Source organism: Morganella psychrotolerans (assembly GCF_965118875.1).
Taxonomy (GTDB): domain Bacteria; phylum Pseudomonadota; class Gammaproteobacteria; order Enterobacterales; family Enterobacteriaceae; genus Morganella; species Morganella psychrotolerans_C.
In genome coordinates, this window is record NZ_CBCPJD010000001.1 from 413,057 (window position 1) to 430,978 (window position 17,922).

Genomic DNA, 17,922 nt, shown 5'->3' on the forward strand with positions numbered 1-17,922 from the left:
GCACTGATAAACAGTGCGGTGAGGAATATCAGGCATTCTGAGGTTCAGGTTGTGAGCTGTCAGGCACAGATTTCATCAGTTGGTCCAGCTCATCTTTGACAGACTGAACCTGCGGACCAATAACAACCTGTAAATTATGGTCATTAAGATGAACAACCCCGATTGCCCGCAGCGCTTTAAGCTGTGCATCATCAACTTTGCTCATATCATGAACTGACATCCGCAAACGGGTGATACAGTTATCCAGAGAAATAATATTCTCTTTGCCGCCGAGAGCCTGAAGGATAGCAGGGACATTATAACCGGATTTACCCGCTGAGCCGGTGATAGCAGGGGCTTTATCACCGGTTTTGGTTTCTGTGTCACGACCCGGGGTTTTGATATTAAAGCGGGTGATAGCAAAACGGAAAATCGCATAGTAAGCGGCGAACCAGATAAAGGCGACAACCGGCACCATATACCATTTAGTCTGAATACCGTGCAGGATCCCGAAGACCACAAAATCAATCAGGTTACCGTCTGTATTACCAATAGTCACCCCGGTGATTGCCATCACGGTGAAACCAAGACCGGTCAGAATCGCATGGATCAGATACAGGAATGGCGCGACAAACAGGAACAGGAATTCCAGAGGTTCAGTGGTACCGCCAATCACACAGGCAACCACACCGGAAATCAGTAATCCTTTAATTTTATGACGGTTTTCAGGATGTGCGCAGTGATACATAGCTAACGCCGCACCAGGCAGACCGCCCAGGAAAGCGGGCATTTTTCCCTGAGAAAGGAACTGAGTGGCACTTGCCGCGAAGCCCTGTGTATCCGGACAGGAAAGCTGTGCCTGGAAGATAGTCAGCGCGCCGTTAACGGTATTACCGCACACATCCATGGTGCCGCCCGCTTCAGTAAAGCGGATAAGCGCAACAAGAATATGGTGCAGCCCGAAAGGCAGTAACAACCGTTCGCCGGAACCGAAAATCATCGGGCCGAATGCGCCTGCACTGTGAATAAGCTTACCTAATCCGTTGATCCCCATCGCGAACCACGGCCAGATAAGCGGTACCAATAAACCACATAAACCCAGCACCAGGGTAGTGATAATCGGCACAAACCGGGTACCGCCGAAGAACGCGAGGGCATCCGGCAGGCGGATGGTATTAAAGCGCTCATGCAGCATATAAACAATGATACCGACAATCACCGCGCCCAGAATTCCGCTGTCAATTGACTGAATACCAATGATATTCTGAATATTGTGAGCTTTAAGGATCAGCGGGTCGGTTGTGGGTAATACACCGGTTGCCGTCAGATAAAAGTTGGTGGCAAGGTTGAATACCGCAAAGCCGACAAAGCCCGCAAATGCAGCGACACCTTTATTCTCGCGCGCCAGACCCAGCGGAATGGCGATAGCAAACATCACCGGCAAAAAGCTAAAAGCAAATGAGCCGACTTTACTCATCCAGGTGAAAACCAGCTGGAATACAGTGTGGTCAAGGAACGGCAGCAGGGTGAGAACATCACGGCTGCTAAGCGAACTGCCTATCCCGAGCATGATCCCGCAAAATGAGAGCAGTGCGACAGGCAGCATAAATGTTTTGCCAAGTCCCTGGAAAAACTCCCAGAGCGTGACTTTTTGTTTTGGTTGGCTACTCATACCGTATCCTGTAATTATTAGTGTGGTGTCGTTAAGGTAAAATAAGATAAAACGTTTTACCAAAATATAATACTTACCCGATCACAAAAAATAAACATGACCTGACAACCATATTTAATAAATAGATAAAACGTTTTATCGGATATTGTGTAAAATTCGCTGCGGTATCCGGCGTATAAGGGAAGTATCTGGCGTTATGAATCTCAGAAAAGTCACGATTGTCGATGTGGCGCAACTGGCCGGAGTGTCAGTCACAACGGTATCGCTGGTACTCAGCGGAAAAGGGCGGATCTCACGTAAAACAGCGGAAAAAGTAAATGCCGCAATTGAATCGCTGGGCTATGTCCGTAATCAACAGGCCGCGACATTACGCGATAACATTTCGAATGTGATCGGGCTGATTGTCAAAGATATTACTGAGCCGTTTTACGCAGAAGTTGCCGCCGGTGTCAGTGAATACGCGGAGACTCAGGGAAAACAGGTTTTTCTGACACAATGCGGCAATTCAACCGACGGTTTTACCCGCTCGCTGGACAGCCTGATCCGCTATGGTGTGGATGGTGTGATTGTCGGCGGCGGGAAATTCCTGACAGATAATGTCGTTGAGCGGATAAATCATTATCAGATCCCGCTGGTATGTGCTGCCCGTGCCTGTGAGTTTGCCGGTATCGATGTTGTCCGCCCGGACAATGCGGTTGCCGCCAGGCTGGCAACAGAATATCTCATCAAAAATGGTCACCGGCAGATTGCCTATTTCGGCGGGGAAAGTGATTCACTGACCCGGGCTGAGCGGATCGGCGGTTACTGCTCCACCTTAGTACAATACGGGCTGCCGTTCCGGACGGAATGGATTGTTGAGACTGATAATAAGCAGCAAAATATTATCCGCCTGGTGTCTGAATTTCTGTATCAGTACCCCAATGTCAGTGCCATTGTCTGTCATAACACCGGCACTGCGCTCGGCGCTTATTTTGCCGCACTGAGCACCGGAAACGCCGTAAAACAAGGGGATAACGAAAGTTATTATACCCGGGAAATTGCACTGGTCGGGTTTGATGATATCGGCAGCGAAGCGCTGTATGACATCCCGGTCGCCTTTATCACCCAGCCGTCACGTGCAGTAGGAAGCACCGCTGCCACACGGTTGTTACGCCGCATCCGCGGTGATGATACCCCGCCTGTAAGCGTGACGTTGTCACCTGGCTTTGCGCAGTTAAACGGATAAAAACGCATGAAGAACAGCGTTTCCGGTGTGACCAATAAGTTCAGAACCAGCTTGCGAAGATAGAATCCCTGTTCTTCAGAAGAAAAAGTGACATTTCTCTTTTGGAGAATCAGGTCACATTTTAACTGCGGAGTGACAAGGAAAACGAAAACTATAATCTTTATTTAGCGTTCATTTGCTGACTTCACGCTGTTAATGCGACAGAATCCTTCTGGATTTGTGCCGCCCTGCCGACAATTCTTACAATTAACCTCTTTTACTGGTAGATATAATAACAATAATGAATTTGACTAATTGTAGGTTTTTGTTGTTAAATTACCTCATCTTGATGAGAAATTAAATAATAATAGTTTATTCTATTGATTACTTGTTAATGTTTAAAATTCGAAAAAAAACTTAATGCATCAGACAGTTAAATTATGCTAATGGAAAACGGATTATATTACCATAAGAAAAATGCATCAGTTAAATTAAGCCGGAATCGAACAATACTACTCGGTTGCTTATTTAACGGAAAAGAAAAAAAAGAAAAAATCATCAAATAAATTTGAGTCAATAGGGAGTTAGCAGAGGACGATTATAAAAAATAAATAAGTCAAACCAGATTAAAAATAACAAACCAATGATGTTATTAAAATATTATTTTAACAATCCAGAAGATTGAAGGCTACCTTAGCACGGAGTCATCTGGATTTGTTGATGTATTATTTCATTTATATATCGCCGCGAAGGGTAATGAATATTTATTCTATATTATTAATGGCAGAGGTGACTATAATAGCGTTAAAACATGACATTTCGTAATCTAATGAAATGTATCTACTGGATGAGGCGAATATTAACCAAAAGAGCACACTCTGGAATTACCTAATTCAATATGAGTTTCATTTTTTATTGATATTATTAAAAATTTACAATAACTCACCTATTATAAAAGAGTATTAAAATTATTATATGCGTAACTATAAAGTAAAAACACTCAGTCTGGTTATTTCAGGAATTATTTTAAGCCCTACTATTGTGTACGCCAGCACCGTTATTGAAGATGCTAATTTATCTAGTCATGATACATGGGCAATCTTTAATGATTTTAAACAGTATGAGGTTAAAAATACAGTTATTAACGTAACTGCGACGGATGGCACTTCCGGAGCAAGTGCTAATGGATTGGTTGTGAATGCTAACGGAATTGAGGATCCAAAAACCACTACAACCTTAGTGCAGGATAGTACTATAAATGCAGAAGGTTCGGCAACCGGAGCTTATATTGTTGGTGGTGTAATTAAATTTGACAATACTAAAATAAATTCCACCGGAAGAGATGAGTATGGTTCCGGATATGGGATTATTACAAAAGGCGGAGATATTTCCATTGAAAATGGAAGTATTATTGAGTCAAAAAATACAGCTGGTGCGATCCATATATATAAAGGTAATGCTGGTACCTACTTTACCACTAATATTGCTATTGATAACTCATCTGTCACTACCGAAAGCACCACGGCATTTATGGTTTCTGATGGGGCTTTTGCAAAAATTAATGTAATTAACGATTCAATGGTCACCACCGGAAATCCTACCGCCGCCTTGTTACTTGGCTCTGACGAATCGATTATTGACTTTAACCTTAATAAAAGCAGTGCTATTGGCTCTATAATTGCTGTGGGTAAATCTTATATAGACACTCGATTATCCAATTATTCATCACTTGTTGGCTACATTCGTAACGTTGGTGTGCTTAATATTGACTCCACTTCTTCATGGGATATTATTTTGGACTCTGATGTAAACGAACTTGCTAACGCTGGAGTTATACGGTTCTCTGATGGGTATGGTATAGGTTCAACCCTGACTGTTCATTATAATTATATTGGGAATGATGGCACTATCAGTTTTAATGCAAAATTGGCCGGGGATGACTCTCTTATCGATAAGATGATCATTGAAGGAGATAGCTATGGTAATACAAATGTCATTGTTAATAATATCGGCGGGAAAGGCGCCGGGACTATTGAAGGAATTAAATTAATTCATGTAGACGGTCAGTCAGACGGTATATTTACTCAGAGCGGCCGTATCGTTGCTGGTGCATACGACTACTCGCTGGTTCGCAGAAACAATAACTGGATTTTAACAAGTCAACTACCAGTTGAACCACCTGTAGTTGAACCACCTGTAGTTGAGCCGCCTGTAGTTGAGCCACCTGTAGTCGAACCACCTGTAGTTGAGCCACCTGTAGTTGGGCCACCTGTTAATGGTGAACATGTGAGTCGGCCTGAAGGTGGTAGCTATATTGCTAATCTCACAGCGGCAAATACGTTATTTAATACAAGTTTACACGACCGTTTAGGTGAAACTCAGTATATTGATGTTCTCACCGGCGAGAAAAAGGTCACCAGCCTTTGGTTACGTCAGGTTGGGAAGCATAACGGCTGGCGTGATAATAATGGGCAATTAAAAACTCAAAGTAATAGCTATGTGATTCAGTTGGGGGGCGATATCGCACAGTGGTCAACAAATGGTTTAAATCAAAGCCATCTGGGACTGATGACCGGGTATGCTAATAGTCATAGTAAGACTAATTCCTCTGTAACGAGCTATGATTCTAAAGGTTCCGTTAATGGCTACAGTGTTGGCGTTTATGGTACGTGGTTTGCCAACGATGCAGATAAATCGGGTCTTTATGTAGATACATGGTTGCAATACAACTGGTTTAATAACGATGTCAATGGCGAACAGCTGGCCAGTGAGTCCTATAAGTCTAAAGGGTTAACGGCATCGCTGGAAACGGGTTACACCATTAAAATGGGTGATTTTACCAGTGGCAAAGGTACGGTAAACGAATGGTTTATCCAACCTACAGCACAGGCAACGTGGATGGGTGTGGTGGCCGACCAACACAGAGAAGATAATGGTACCCTTGTCAATAGCGATGGCGATGGCAACGTACAGACACGTTTGGGTATACGTGCTTATCTGAAGAGCCATTATGCTATGGATGAAGGCAAAGGTCGTACCTTCGAGCCGTTTATTGAAGCTAACTGGTTGCACAATACACGCAGCTATAGCGCTACGATGGATGATGTCCGTATCAGCCAGGCCGGTGCCCGTAACATAGGTGAGGTGAAAGTGGGTGTAGAAGGGCAAATCAGCCCACGCCTGAACCTGTGGGGGAATATAGGTACGCAAGTGGGTGATAAAGGGTATAACGATAGTTCAGCTATGATTGGAGTTAAGTATAACTTCTAGTTAATTAAATCATAAGAAAGGTAAATCATGTACATAAGGATATGTACATGTCAGGGTTTGTTTTTTCTACACAATCTGTGGTGATAAGTCACTTTGCAGACTAGAGTATATAACTTGGGAGAAAATCCACCATACTCAGTATAATCCGCTGATATTGTAGCTCATTTGGCCGGCAAACTTATCAGGTAATAACTCAGGCGGGTTAACATACTGCGCGGCAAAAACGTAGTGTGTTTTATGCGTTGTGCCGGATTTAATGTAAAAACGCGATCAGCGATACAAAACAGTGCGTAACACTCGCACCGTTGGTTGTTCCTGTTATGATGCGGACATATCTGTCTTGCCGGAAGTCCGCTGATGTTTGCCATATTAATGACACTGTGGCCGTTATTTGCTTTGATTTTACTGGGTTGCGTATTAAAGCGGCGTCCGGTATTTGATGCCGGGTTCTGGAATGGTGCGGAAAAACTCAATTATTATATTCTGTTTCCGGCACTGCTGATAAGCAGCCTGGCCACCGCACCGCTGGATAACCCGCAACTGCCGAAACTCGCGCTTTCTCTGGTTATTATGCTCGGGCTGGCAACAATCGGGTTTGTGATTGCAAAGCGGTTTCGTGCAATGCCGGTTGCTGAATTTGGTGTGCTTATCCAGGGGGCTATCCGCTTTAATACCTATCTCGGGTTATCCATCGTCAATGATTTTTATGGTCCTTCCGGTGTTGCTGTTGCCGCGGTGATCCTCGCGGTATTAGTGCCGCTGTGTAACATTATTTCCGTGATTTCCCTGTCAGAATTTCAGCAGTTGTCGCTGCGCCGTCTGCTGGTTCCTGTTCTGACAAATCCGTTAATAATATCCTGTATTATCGGGATGTTACTGAATATCTCTGGTATCGGACTGCCGTATAATACACACCAGTTTGCCAAATTACTTGCCGGCGCCAGCCTGCCGCTCGGGTTGTTATGTGTCGGGGCGGCATTGCAGGTTGCGACTATCCGTTATTCAGCACTGAAAATCGGGTTTAACAGTGCTCTCCGCTTATGTCTGATGCCGCTTCTGGCAATTGCTGTTGCGGCTGTAACTGGGCTGAGCGATCTTGAATATCACCTGTTTGTGATTTTCTTTGCTATCCCGACCGCGCCGACCGCCTATATTTTATCGCGCCAGCTCGGCGGTGACAGCCAACTGATGGCGGGTATCATTACATTTCAGACCATGGTCGCCGTCCTGACACTGCCGGTTGTCATGACAATTATTACCTGAGCGATTATCAAAACCATTGACTGAAAAATAAATATACTGAGAAAATATGACATTATCTGTTATCAAACATTTTACAGCGTCCGGGCTTATCAGTGACCGCCGGGGACGTTTCCTGCTGCACCTGCATCCCAAACTCGGGATCTGGCTGCCGCCGGGCGGGCACATTGAAGAAAATGAAGAACCACAGGATGCAGCGCTGCGTGAAATCAATGAAGAAACCGGGCTGGATTGCCGGGTAATCAGCTGGGATACACAAACACAACAACAGATTACACCACTGCAGGAAGTGGGTGTACTTCCGCTGCCCATGGCCATTCTGAAAGAATTTATCCGTGATAAAAAAATCGGTGAACACTGGCACATTGATATGGTGTACTGGTGCCGCCCGTTACGTGAGGATGTCGCCGTACATCCGGAATTTCACTGGCTGACGCCAGATGAAATCAGTACGCTGGATAATGTCCCGCAGGATGTTTGCGGGCTGATCGCCATGATCCAGTCCCGCCTCTGATCACAAAATATCATCCGGTTAACCTTTTTTGCTGTTTTCAGGGCAATTGCCCTGGAGGCGTATAATACACTCCGTTACTGTGACGAAATTCCCCGTAATTAAAAACGTATATATCCGATGTCATTCAAGATGCAGTGCTGTTTGAATGAATAAAGGTACACAGGAGTTGCTATGGTCACCGGTATCTATAAAGATCTCTCATTAGCCCCGCAGGGCGAGCAAAAAATTACCTGGGTCCGTGCCCATATGCCACTGCTGAGAGCACTGGAACAACGTTTTATACAAGAGCAACCTTTTGCAGGAAAACGTATTGCGCTCTCTATTCACCTGGAAGCCAAAACCGCCTATCTGGCGCGGGTTCTGGCGGCAGGCGGCGCGCAGGTATCGGTCACCGGCAGCAATCCGATGTCTACTAAGGATGATATCGTGGCGGCACTTATTGTCAGCGGGATCAGTACCTTTGCCGTCCACGGGGCAGATGCGCAGGCATATCAGGAATTTGTAAAACAGACACTGGCCTGTGAGCCGCACATTGTGATTGATGACGGCGGCGATTTGGTTCATGAATTGCACAGTATCTATCCTGAATACGCAAAACACACCATCGGTGCCTGTGAAGAAACCACCACCGGCGTTTTACGCGCAATTGCCCGTGAAAAAAATCAGGTACTGAATTTCCCTGTGTTATCCATTAACGGTGCGCAATCCAAACACCTGTTTGACAATCGTTACGGCACCGGGCAATCCACATTTGACGGTATTATGCGCACCACCAACCTGGTTATTGCCGGGAAAACGGTTGTTGTCGCCGGTTACGGCTGGTGTGGTAAAGGCTGCGCAATGCGGGCAAAAGGGTTGGGTGCTGAAGTCATTGTGACGGAAGTTGATCCTATCAAAGCACTGGAAGCGAAAATGGACGGCTTTGCCGTTATGACCATGAACGCGGCGGCAGAGCGGGGAGATATCTTCATTACCGCCACCGGATGCTGTGATGTACTGACAGCAGAGCATTTCAGTCTGATGAAAGAGGGTGCGATCATCAGTAATACCGGTCATTTTGAAGATGAAATTAATCTGACTGACCTGAAACGGCTCAGCGACACTATCACGACTGTCCGTGACAATATCGAGGGCTGTACCCTGAAAAACGGACATACCCTCTATTTATTAGGTCGCGGGGCGCTGGTCAATATCGCCTGTGCCGATGGTCATCCGGCAGAAATTATGGACATGAGTTTTGCACTTCAGGCGCTGAGTGCGGAATACCTGCTCAAACACAACCTCGAAGCCAAAGTCTATGATGTAAGTGATGAAATCGATCGCAATGTGGCAGCTCTGAAACTAAAAGACATGGGTGTCTCTCTGGATAATCTGAACACAAAACAGCAAAAATACCTGAACGGTTACGAACTAAATTAATTTCGTTTATTACATATGCATCAACCGCAGGAAGCACACGCCTGTGGTTGATGCATGTTTGTTACACTGTAACAAAAAATAACCCGCCACGACCTATTCAAACACACGATTAACCGTGTTACCGTATTTTCACGATAAATATCTCAATCTGACCAATTGATAACGATGATGCAAAACGATACCCCGTTTCGTGAATTATGGCTGAAATTCAGTGAAGAAGAGCTTTTGCCCAATGCAGACGGCTTGTTCCGTGATGTCCCTGATCTCATCAGAAATACCGTTACCACACTGCATGTCCGTAACGGACAAAACCTTATCTGTCAGGGCGACCCTAACCAGGCGGTTTATGTTATTCTGGACGGCGAATTTATCGTTAATAAACAAGCGGAAAATGGCAAGCAAGTTGGATTAACCTTTTGTTATCGCGGCGAATTCCTGGGTGAAATGGAAGCTATCTGCCAGCAGGCCTACCGGTATGATGTTATTGCATTATCAGATTGCCGTGTTCTGCGCATGCCGGCAACGGCATTTCTGACCTGGCTTGCTCAGGATCACTGCTTGTCACTACTGCTTAATCGTCAATTGGCAAAACGTTGTCTGATTAACGGCGAACAGCGCCTGATGAATGCCGTTGATTCTATTGAAAATAACTTACTTTATATGCTGACACAAATCAGTGGTCACCAAATCCGTCTTCCCCGGGATATGCTCGCCAGCATCCTGGGAACCTCCCGGCGCCATGCTGACAAAGTCCTGCTGCGCCTGAAAACTCAGGGGAAAATCACCCTTGATGAGGGCGTGATCGGGTTGGTAAGCACGACCTGATTTATCAGGAAAACATAATTGGAGGAATACATGTACCGTTTTCAGAATGATTATAATGAAGTAGCTCATCCTGCTGTTTTAAAAGAAATAATTGACACCGCAGGGCACCGTCACGACGGCTACGGAATGGATTCACTGTGCAACCGTGCAGCTGAACTGATTAAACAGCGGATAGGTCGTCCGCAGGCAGACGTGCATTTTTTCAACGGCGGCACTATCACAAACCTGACGGCTATCTCTCACTTTCTGCGTCCGCATCAGGCGGTTATCTCTGTCAGCACAGGGCACATTGCGACACATGAAACCGGCGCGATTGAAGCAACCGGGCACAAAGTTATCACTGTTTTTTCCCCTGACGGAAAACTGACACCCGATCATCTGAAACCGATTGTTGCTCAACACAATGATGAACACTGGGTGCAGCCAAAACTGGTCTATATCACGAACTCCACCGAAATCGGTACGGTTTACCGCAAAGCAGAGCTACAGGCGTTGCGCCAATTCTGTGATGAACACAGTTTGTGGCTCTACCTGGATGGCGCGCGTCTGGCATCCGGTCTGATGTCTGACGTGAGTGATATCACTATTGAAGATGTTGCCGCGCTGACAGACGCGTTTTACATCGGCGGAACTAAAATCGGTGCTATCGCCGCAGAAGTACTTGTGATTAATAATCCTGTACTGAAAGACGATTTCCGTTTCAGTATCAAGCAGAAGGGTGGATTACAGGCAAAAGGCTGGTTGCTCGGGGCACAATTTCTGGCACTGTTTACCGATGACCTCTATTTCACATTAGGCCGCCATCTGAATAATATGGCGGGGCAGTTATCTGCATTCTTTACAGAACAGGGTTTCACCTTTCTGGCACCACCGGAGTCCAACCAGGTATTTGTTATCCTGCCTGCGACACTGGCCGAAAAACTGAAAAAACAGTTTGTATTCCATGAAACATTGCTTGCTGAACCGGGTAAATCCTGTTTACGTCTGTGTACATCATGGGCGACGACACAACATGACATCGATGACTTTAAAAAAACATTTTTATCTTTGATATAAGCCATTCAGACCCTTATTGAAACCGCCCGGAAGATAACACCGGGCGGTTTTTTATTATCTAATAATAAATGAATTATTAATATCTATATTAATTAATGGGTATTTAATTAACATATACAACCCTGTTATATTTTAATTAAAAAAATTAATTTTTTGTGACTATCATCTAAAAAACAACACACATAATGAAAAAATGTTTTTTATTTTTCTTTTTTCATTTACGATTTATTTGTTATTCAAACGCAGCAATAATCAATCTAACTCCATCTATTATTATTTATAAGGAATTGAAATAATGAAAAAATTAGATACCAGTAAACTGCTGAAGATAAAATCCCCATTATCTGGCTGGTCATTTAGTAAATAATATGCCTGCTATTTAATAATGACCACAGGTCATGTCTGTCTGTTACAGGCATGACCCTCTCATGTACTTTACTATATAACAAATGGAGCATGATAGTATGTTTAATCTGACTTTTCCTGATTATTCACATCAGCAGGCTTATCAATATTTTTCAGATGAAATTTATACATCACTGAATTATCTTTTGGATTTTTATGAATTACCTGAAATAAAATCGTCATTGCCGTTATCATGGGAAACTTGTGCTATCCACTATATAGCCGGTATATATGCCGAACATGAAGAGCACTCAACTGCAATAACCTATCTTAATCAATTAAAAAGAGAAGATAGCCTGCAACAACTTGCTATATCACCACTGAGCTCTGATGATAGTTCATTTGCAGCACATATAATTTTAAAGATAATCAGAGACGATAAACAGCTTGGTTTCGGCTATTGTGATGACAACCAACTGGCAACGGATGAAACGGTAAAAATTAAGGAGGCGCTTGCTGTTATTTATCGTGATGTTCCTGATACCTGGCAGGAGATCAATCAATTTATTCATCAGATTTACCTGACTCAGGAAACAAAAGATGGCTCGCGGTTTATGCGCTCAGGCACTAATTTTTATATGTGGGGCATGTTATTTACCTATATTCATCCGTCCCATTCTGTAGCGTATTATATTGATATTCTGGCCCATGAGTGTGGGCATACCGCACTGAATATACTGAACGCACAGGATCAACTGGTATTGAATTCGCCCGATGATGTATTTACCGCACCATTACGTGATGACGACAGGCCTATGATCGGTATATTTCATGCTTTATTCGTTCTTTCCCGTATTTGCCATGTATTTGATGAAATCATTAAAAACAATACTGGTGAATGTACAGATGAGTATAACGAACGGTTTACTGACAGCCTGAATAAGTTACGTAACACAGCCGGTATCGTCAAACAACATGCCGTACTTACCGATACCGGAAGGACGATTTTCTCTGAAATATGTCAGCGCTGGAACCTTAGCTGATGAGGATATACCGGGCCGTTTTTGAAAAAAACAACCGGGCCATTAACCTCTGTTTCTTGTTAAATGCAATGGGTTCCGGATTATTGATGCCTCTGGCGCTGTTATACCTTGTCGGTACACATCTCAGCGCTAAAGAAATACTTTATTTAGGAACAGTAAAATTCTGGTCATATTCACTGGCTTATTTTATAGTGATCCCGTCAACAATACGGTTTGATAGTAAAAAAGTTATTATTTTTTCGCTGATATTTAAATTAATATCACTCTCACTGTTATTTTATGATCAATCATTTTATCTTTGTCTGATTGTTATGCTGACAAACGGTATTGCCACATCTTTTTTTTCGGTTGCATCAAAATATTATATTAAAGCTACAGCGAAAAATATGAGTGAAAGCTTCTCTGTACGAATGACGCTCAATAATACAGGAGCGGCAATTTCACCGATGATGATCAGTGCATTTGTCTATTTTTCCGTTACATTTACCGCAGCACTCCTGACACTAATCTTATTCTTTATCATTGGTATCGTGTTCTCAACCGGGTTAAAAAATTGTCCCGGGAAACCATATCAGCCACGTAGTACCATCACGATTTCTGACCTGATAAATAAAGATGCCGCGGTTATTTCAGTTATCAGTATTCTTTTTTCTATGCTGTACTACACCTTTGAAGTCATTGTTCCTCTGGAATTGGTGCAATCAGATAACAAATCACTCATTGGGCCGGTGATGTTATTCAACACCGGTGTGATAATTCTCGGACAGATCCCCGTATACCGGTATCTCACGGAAAAATGGGGCATAGTAAATGCGATACTGATAGCAACCGGATTTTGTATCCTGCTGTTTATTCCCTGGTTTTTTCAGCTGACAGAATTACCGGGTCTGTTGTTAATTGTTATTGGTGTAACATTTCTGGAAATGTTTTACGGAGCAGGTATTGATACGTTAATTACATCAGTGAACAGCGATCGGAAAATTGCCATACTGGACGGTATTTCCGGTATGGCGCTGGCCATTGGAGCCGCTGTCGCGGCTGTTATTTATGGTGATTCAGTTATGTTTATGCCGCTGGTAATAACACTGTTTATATTGATCATCGTTTTTAATCTTCAGTCAAAAAATAAATCACCCTCATAATACTCCATCAGGAAAATCGCTTTGAACCCGCCACACAGGCAATAACACCAGCAGTTGATGTAATCATCACAAAGCTGACCGCCTCATTGAGTATCAGCGCAGAGAGAAATCCCGGCAATTGCTGCCCGTGCCACTGTCAAAAAATCAGGTGCAAACCCGATAATACCGGCTTTTGTGGCGGGTAGGGCGCCGCTAAAAATCAGAACATCAATACATCAATAAAACCATTGACCCAGCCACGCGCTGAATGGGAAGTTACCACTATTTCATTATCCATATCATACTCCGCTTAATAAGACCTTGTGATACCAGAGCTTAATGGTGCAACCAGGGGCGAAATTTTCTCTCATTTGATCCCACTGAGCGGCGGTCTTTTTGGCGTTATATTTTTAAATGAGACATTACACAGTTTTCATTTGTTAAGTGCGGTTCTGATCATTTCCGGTATCTGCTTTTGTTCAACTACCAGAAAATAGAATAGAAAATTATTGATTCCGATTTAAAAAACTGCAAATATCAAATACACAATAACCGATTGATAACTACAAAAAATTACAAAATGAAAACATACAAAAGCAAAGACTTTACCGCAGACAAAGCCTGGCAGGCATTAGATATCGCTAATTTGGACGGCACAACAGTAAGATTGCATTGGACAGATAAAGCATATAAGTGGCATGTTAATGACGGGCAAGAGGTTTTTGCCGTCATGGATGGCGCTGTAGAAATGCATTACAAAGAGAATGGTGAAACGAAAAAACTTATCTTAAATGCCGGTGATATTTTTTATGCCGGTATCGGCTGTGAACATGTTGCACATCCGGTGGGGGAAGCCAGGATACTGGTGATTGAAAAAGAGGGCTCTGTTTAAGAGGATTAACCAAATCCTTTGTGCGGGTTAGAGAACGCATTACTGTCTTTGAGTGCCATATCAGCCATATACGGGAAATCAGACTCTTTCACACCCAGCTTACTCAGGTGCTGAGGAATACCGATATAATATTGTTAATTACCTATGGTTTGATAGGAGAGTATCAGGATGCCAAGAAATGAAAAAGCTAAAGACTGGGTGAGGCTAGCTAAGCACTCAATGCAGATAGAACGGATAGAGGCTTTTTTTTCTGGTCATGGTTATCAACCTCATCGCCACGACACCTATGCCATTGGACGTACATTATCTGGTGTACAAAGTTTTAATTATCGTAGTCAAAAGCGTCATAGCTTACCCGGAGGGACGGTAATATTACACCCGGATGAAGTGCATGATGGAAAGGCCGGTACACGGGATGGGTTTCAGTATCGTATGTTATATATTAAACCGTCTTTAGTTCAAAATATTCTTGGCGGTAAACCGCTCCCCTTTATTCCTGATGGTATTTCTATTGATCCCAGACTATCCGCTGCGACTCAGCCCTTATTAAAAGCAATGGATATGCATTTTGAAATGATTGAAGAAGAAGATGCAATTTATGATCTTGTACAGGTCCTCGCTGCTATTGGAGGACAAAATCAACAACGAAGGTCATTTGATTACAAAGCCGCAGAGCTTGCCCGGGAGTATATTCATTCATATTTTGATAACAATATTACACTAGATGAACTTTCTTCAGTAAGTGGTAGGGAACGGTGGAGTTTGAGCCGGGATTTTCGTGTGTTATTTGGAACAAGCCCATATAGATATATCACGATGCGGCGATTGGAACGGTTTAAAGAATTGATATTAAAGAGTGTAAATTTGGCAGATAGTGCTGTCGAAGCTGGGTTTGCAGACCAAAGTCATGCAACTCGTCAGTTTTTAAGTCATTTTGGTATTTCCCCTGGTCGCTGGTTAAAATACATCCAAAAAAACTGAGATATTAAGTTGCACGATCCTTCAAGAATTATTCAGCATTTCTTACTATGATGCTCCCTCATTTATAAGGAGCTCAATAATGTATCAACCCATTAACTTAAAAAATAAATTATCCCTTGTTACTGAACAATGGCAACCTAAAGTGGTTGCTGAAATGAATGACTATCAATTTAAAGTAGTCAAAATTCAAGGGGATTTTATCTGGCATACACATCCGGAGACAGACGAAGCATTTATTGTACTCGATGGTATTTTACGGATTGATTTTCAAGATGAACATGTACAGCTGGTTGCAGGAGAAATGTATGTTGTTCCTCGAGGTATAGAGCATAAGACCAGTGCCGATATCGAAACTCATATTATGATAATTGAACCTTGTGGCATTCTAAATACAGGCCATGAAGGCGGAGAGCGGACTGCAAAAAATGATATTCGAATTTAATTATTAAACACACTCAGGGTCGAATAATATCGACCCCCAATTGGTTGGTAGACGTTGATCTATCTGGTGAGCCCACGTGACAGACATCTCTAACTTAGCGCAGAGCGGATATGATAACTTTTCTATTAGCGATTCGGGATTAAATGAAGGTAGAACTCGGTTTAGAGCCGAAAAAGAACTAACATGATTAACCAGCCAGAACGCTGGTTTTTTTCATTTCACACTTATGTTCGCATAATGTATATTATGTTAAATGAAATGAACTCACAATAGCACCATGGTATTTAGCTGTTCCGACTGAGTAATTCATATAAGTAACCTATCCTCTCTGGCCTGCGAACATCTGACCTGGTGATTGTCTGCAACTACTGAGCTGTTGCATAAATCCTTTATAAAAAAGCTCTACCTCTGATTTCAGTACACGGCCACTATCGGAATCCGGTATCCGAAGCCGGCCACCGAGGCACCGGAAATATATACCCGCCCGTAAACAGGCGGGTAATTCAAATCCGGCATCAGCTTTTGCAGGATTGTCCCGGTTTTTTCACAATCTCACCAAAGTCATTCAGTGCATCTGGTTTGCTGATTTTACTCTGTGCATTATCAAGCACCGGTAATTCCGGGTTCATTTGCCATGCATTCCAGCCGCCATCATATATCTGACTATTTTCCCAGCCCGCCATTTGCGTCATAAACCATGAGACACTTGCCCGCCATCCGGTTCCGCAATAGAAAGCAACGTGGTCTGAAGGCTCAATTCCCTGCATTTTCCAGAGCGCAAAGATCTCTTCCGGATTACGTAGTGTGCCGTCAGGATCATAATAATCAGACATGTCATTAGAATTCTTACCGCCAAATCCCCAGATAGCCCCTGCCGGCTCGCCTTTACGCGGAATATAATCATAGCCGGTAATTTTTCCGGTATATTCATCCCATGTGCGGTTACTGATCAGTTTTAGCCCTGATTTTTGTGCCTGAATAGCTTCAGCGGGCATGGAAATATTGACCTGCGGATTTGCCGGAATAAAGACACCAAAATCAGAAACCGGCACAGGTATATTAACCACGGTTTCTGTCGGTAATTCGGCATCAACCCAAACATTTAAACCACCGTTAAGAAAACGGACATCTTCGACCCCTGCCCATTTCAGCGCCCATAATACCCGTAATGCCGCCATCTGATTTTCAGAATAGACTATGACAGGGGTATCTTTGCGGATGCCGTTTTTCAGTAAATTATTTTTAATGACATCTGGTTCAGATAAATTCCACACCGGTGCATTTTCAATCCAGTCCGTATTAAAATGATAGGCACCTTTAATATGGGTGGAATAGGATTTGGATTGTTCCGCCTCACCCCATGAAACTTCAAATATCACCGGTTTTTTATCACTGGTATAGCTTTCCGGCTTTTCACCGTTAAGTACGGCATTGACCCATCCGGGTGAAACACTCATCCAGTAATTCGGGTATTTCTCCATCGGATAATCTGAATTTGCATAGTTAATAAACTCTTTAAATGCGAGTACATTATAGCCTTTGGCGGCAAATTCAGCGGTTACCCTATCCAGGTCATCCGAATTACTGTCATAGAAAACCAGCGTTTTTTCTTTGGTAATTCCCTTTTCGGCAACAAAATTATTGAATTTATTTTCATCAATAAAATCCAGCCACCCGGTGGTAAATTGCATTGCACCTTTTATATGACCACCGCGGGTTGCATCTTTATCTTTAAAACCAAAATACAGGCTGTCCGGACGGGTATCTATAATAAGGTAATCTGGGTTATCCAGGTTTTTTGATAACTCATCAACACTGATATCTTTTACAACGGTCTGGTCACAGCCCGACAACAGCGCTGATAATAATAAGATTGTTAATTTTCCTTTCATATATGTT

Annotated in this window: 14 protein-coding genes and 2 pseudogenes; 13 read left to right on the top strand and 3 right to left on the bottom strand. The window is 43.2% G+C overall.

The window, feature by feature from the left end:
* Positions 1 to 28: 28 nt before the first annotated feature.
* Positions 29 to 1,651 carry a maltose/glucose-specific PTS transporter subunit IIBC gene (malX, locus tag ACMHKJ_RS01925; RefSeq protein ID WP_413491791.1) on the bottom strand — a complete coding sequence of 541 codons (1,623 nt, stop codon included), beginning with the start codon at positions 1,649 to 1,651 and terminating at the stop codon, positions 29 to 31.
* A 196-nt stretch (positions 1,652 to 1,847) separates the two neighbouring features.
* Here malX and malI point away from each other — a divergent pair, with 196 nt between their 5' ends.
* The 11 genes and pseudogenes from malI to ACMHKJ_RS01980 all read left to right on the top strand — a co-directional run bounded on the left by malI (position 1,848) and on the right by ACMHKJ_RS01980 (position 14,600).
* On the top strand, positions 1,848 to 2,876 hold the full coding sequence (gene malI / locus ACMHKJ_RS01930; protein WP_413491792.1) for a Mal regulon transcriptional regulator MalI: 1,029 nt from the start codon (positions 1,848 to 1,850) through the stop codon (positions 2,874 to 2,876).
* Positions 2,877 to 3,830: 954 nt separating this feature from the next.
* Positions 3,831 to 6,125 (top strand): autotransporter outer membrane beta-barrel domain-containing protein, encoded by a 2,295-nt coding sequence (locus ACMHKJ_RS01935; protein ID WP_413491793.1) that lies wholly within the window; start codon positions 3,831 to 3,833, stop codon positions 6,123 to 6,125.
* A gap of 357 nt (positions 6,126 to 6,482) precedes the next feature.
* Positions 6,483 to 7,388 (top strand): AEC family transporter, encoded by a 906-nt coding sequence (locus ACMHKJ_RS01940; protein ID WP_413491794.1) that lies wholly within the window; start codon positions 6,483 to 6,485, stop codon positions 7,386 to 7,388.
* 46 nt (positions 7,389 to 7,434) lie between these two features.
* Entirely contained in the window at positions 7,435 to 7,899 is a 465-nt protein-coding gene (locus tag ACMHKJ_RS01945; protein WP_413491795.1) for an NUDIX hydrolase, read from the top strand.
* 171 nt (positions 7,900 to 8,070) lie between these two features.
* Entirely contained in the window at positions 8,071 to 9,318 is a 1,248-nt protein-coding gene (locus ACMHKJ_RS01950; protein WP_413491796.1) for an adenosylhomocysteinase, read from the top strand.
* 165 nt (positions 9,319 to 9,483) lie between these two features.
* Positions 9,484 to 10,143, top strand: a complete 660-nt coding sequence (locus tag ACMHKJ_RS01955; protein ID WP_413491797.1) for a Crp/Fnr family transcriptional regulator — start codon at positions 9,484 to 9,486, stop codon at positions 10,141 to 10,143.
* Positions 10,144 to 10,173: 30 nt separating this feature from the next.
* Entirely contained in the window at positions 10,174 to 11,199 is a 1,026-nt protein-coding gene (locus tag ACMHKJ_RS01960) for a threonine aldolase family protein (protein ID WP_413491798.1), read from the top strand.
* Positions 11,200 to 11,663: 464 nt separating this feature from the next.
* Positions 11,664 to 12,587, top strand: coding sequence for an aKG-HExxH-type peptide beta-hydroxylase (locus ACMHKJ_RS01965; RefSeq protein WP_413491799.1), 924 nt, complete (start codon positions 11,664 to 11,666; stop codon positions 12,585 to 12,587).
* The gene (locus ACMHKJ_RS01970) at positions 12,587 to 13,729 is read left to right on the top strand and encodes an MFS transporter (RefSeq protein WP_413491800.1); all 1,143 of its coding nucleotides are present in this window, start codon (positions 12,587 to 12,589) and stop codon (positions 13,727 to 13,729) included. The genes ACMHKJ_RS01965 and ACMHKJ_RS01970 overlap by 1 nt, the downstream gene beginning before the upstream one ends.
* 320 nt (positions 13,730 to 14,049) lie before the next feature.
* Positions 14,050 to 14,205: pseudogene (locus tag ACMHKJ_RS01975) on the top strand (EamA family transporter); the annotation flags it as partial.
* Positions 14,206 to 14,288: 83 nt separating this feature from the next.
* The gene (locus ACMHKJ_RS01980; RefSeq protein WP_413491801.1) at positions 14,289 to 14,600 is read left to right on the top strand and encodes a cupin domain-containing protein; all 312 of its coding nucleotides are present in this window, start codon (positions 14,289 to 14,291) and stop codon (positions 14,598 to 14,600) included.
* Positions 14,601 to 14,605: 5 nt separating this feature from the next.
* Here ACMHKJ_RS01980 and ACMHKJ_RS01985 read toward each other — a convergent pair.
* Positions 14,606 to 14,725 (bottom strand): annotated as a pseudogene (locus ACMHKJ_RS01985) (hypothetical protein); the annotation flags it as partial.
* Positions 14,726 to 14,768: 43 nt separating this feature from the next.
* Between ACMHKJ_RS01985 and ACMHKJ_RS01990 the strand changes: the two are divergent.
* Both ACMHKJ_RS01990 and ACMHKJ_RS01995 read left to right on the top strand, forming a co-directional pair.
* Entirely contained in the window at positions 14,769 to 15,581 is an 813-nt protein-coding gene (locus ACMHKJ_RS01990; RefSeq protein WP_413491802.1) for an AraC family transcriptional regulator, read from the top strand.
* Between the two features lie 79 nt (positions 15,582 to 15,660).
* Positions 15,661 to 16,023: a cupin domain-containing protein gene (locus tag ACMHKJ_RS01995; protein ID WP_413491803.1), complete on the top strand. Its 363-nt coding sequence runs from the start codon at positions 15,661 to 15,663 to the stop codon at positions 16,021 to 16,023.
* A 515-nt stretch (positions 16,024 to 16,538) separates the two neighbouring features.
* Here the strand turns inward: ACMHKJ_RS01995 and ACMHKJ_RS02000 are convergent.
* Positions 16,539 to 17,915: a rhodanese-like domain-containing protein gene (locus tag ACMHKJ_RS02000; RefSeq protein ID WP_413491804.1), complete on the bottom strand. Its 1,377-nt coding sequence runs from the start codon at positions 17,913 to 17,915 to the stop codon at positions 16,539 to 16,541.
* Positions 17,916 to 17,922 lie beyond the last annotated feature (7 nt).

What these genes read in the sequence shown, in the direction of transcription:
- malX (WP_413491791.1), bottom strand. Translation starts at nt 1,651, where the DNA reads ATGAGTAGCCAACCAAAACAAAAAGTCACGCTCTGGGAGTTTTTCCAG.
- malI (WP_413491792.1), top strand. Translation starts at nt 1,848, where the DNA reads ATGAATCTCAGAAAAGTCACGATTGTCGATGTGGCGCAACTGGCCGGA.
- ACMHKJ_RS01935 (WP_413491793.1), top strand. Translation starts at nt 3,831, where the DNA reads ATGCGTAACTATAAAGTAAAAACACTCAGTCTGGTTATTTCAGGAATT.
- ACMHKJ_RS01940 (WP_413491794.1), top strand. Translation starts at nt 6,483, where the DNA reads ATGTTTGCCATATTAATGACACTGTGGCCGTTATTTGCTTTGATTTTA.
- ACMHKJ_RS01945 (WP_413491795.1), top strand. Translation starts at nt 7,435, where the DNA reads ATGACATTATCTGTTATCAAACATTTTACAGCGTCCGGGCTTATCAGT.
- ACMHKJ_RS01950 (WP_413491796.1), top strand. Translation starts at nt 8,071, where the DNA reads ATGGTCACCGGTATCTATAAAGATCTCTCATTAGCCCCGCAGGGCGAG.
- ACMHKJ_RS01955 (WP_413491797.1), top strand. Translation starts at nt 9,484, where the DNA reads ATGATGCAAAACGATACCCCGTTTCGTGAATTATGGCTGAAATTCAGT.
- ACMHKJ_RS01960 (WP_413491798.1), top strand. Translation starts at nt 10,174, where the DNA reads ATGTACCGTTTTCAGAATGATTATAATGAAGTAGCTCATCCTGCTGTT.
- ACMHKJ_RS01965 (WP_413491799.1), top strand. Translation starts at nt 11,664, where the DNA reads ATGTTTAATCTGACTTTTCCTGATTATTCACATCAGCAGGCTTATCAA.
- ACMHKJ_RS01970 (WP_413491800.1), top strand. Translation starts at nt 12,587, where the DNA reads ATGAGGATATACCGGGCCGTTTTTGAAAAAAACAACCGGGCCATTAAC.
- ACMHKJ_RS01980 (WP_413491801.1), top strand. Translation starts at nt 14,289, where the DNA reads ATGAAAACATACAAAAGCAAAGACTTTACCGCAGACAAAGCCTGGCAG.
- ACMHKJ_RS01990 (WP_413491802.1), top strand. Translation starts at nt 14,769, where the DNA reads ATGCCAAGAAATGAAAAAGCTAAAGACTGGGTGAGGCTAGCTAAGCAC.
- ACMHKJ_RS01995 (WP_413491803.1), top strand. Translation starts at nt 15,661, where the DNA reads ATGTATCAACCCATTAACTTAAAAAATAAATTATCCCTTGTTACTGAA.
- ACMHKJ_RS02000 (WP_413491804.1), bottom strand. Translation starts at nt 17,915, where the DNA reads ATGAAAGGAAAATTAACAATCTTATTATTATCAGCGCTGTTGTCGGGC.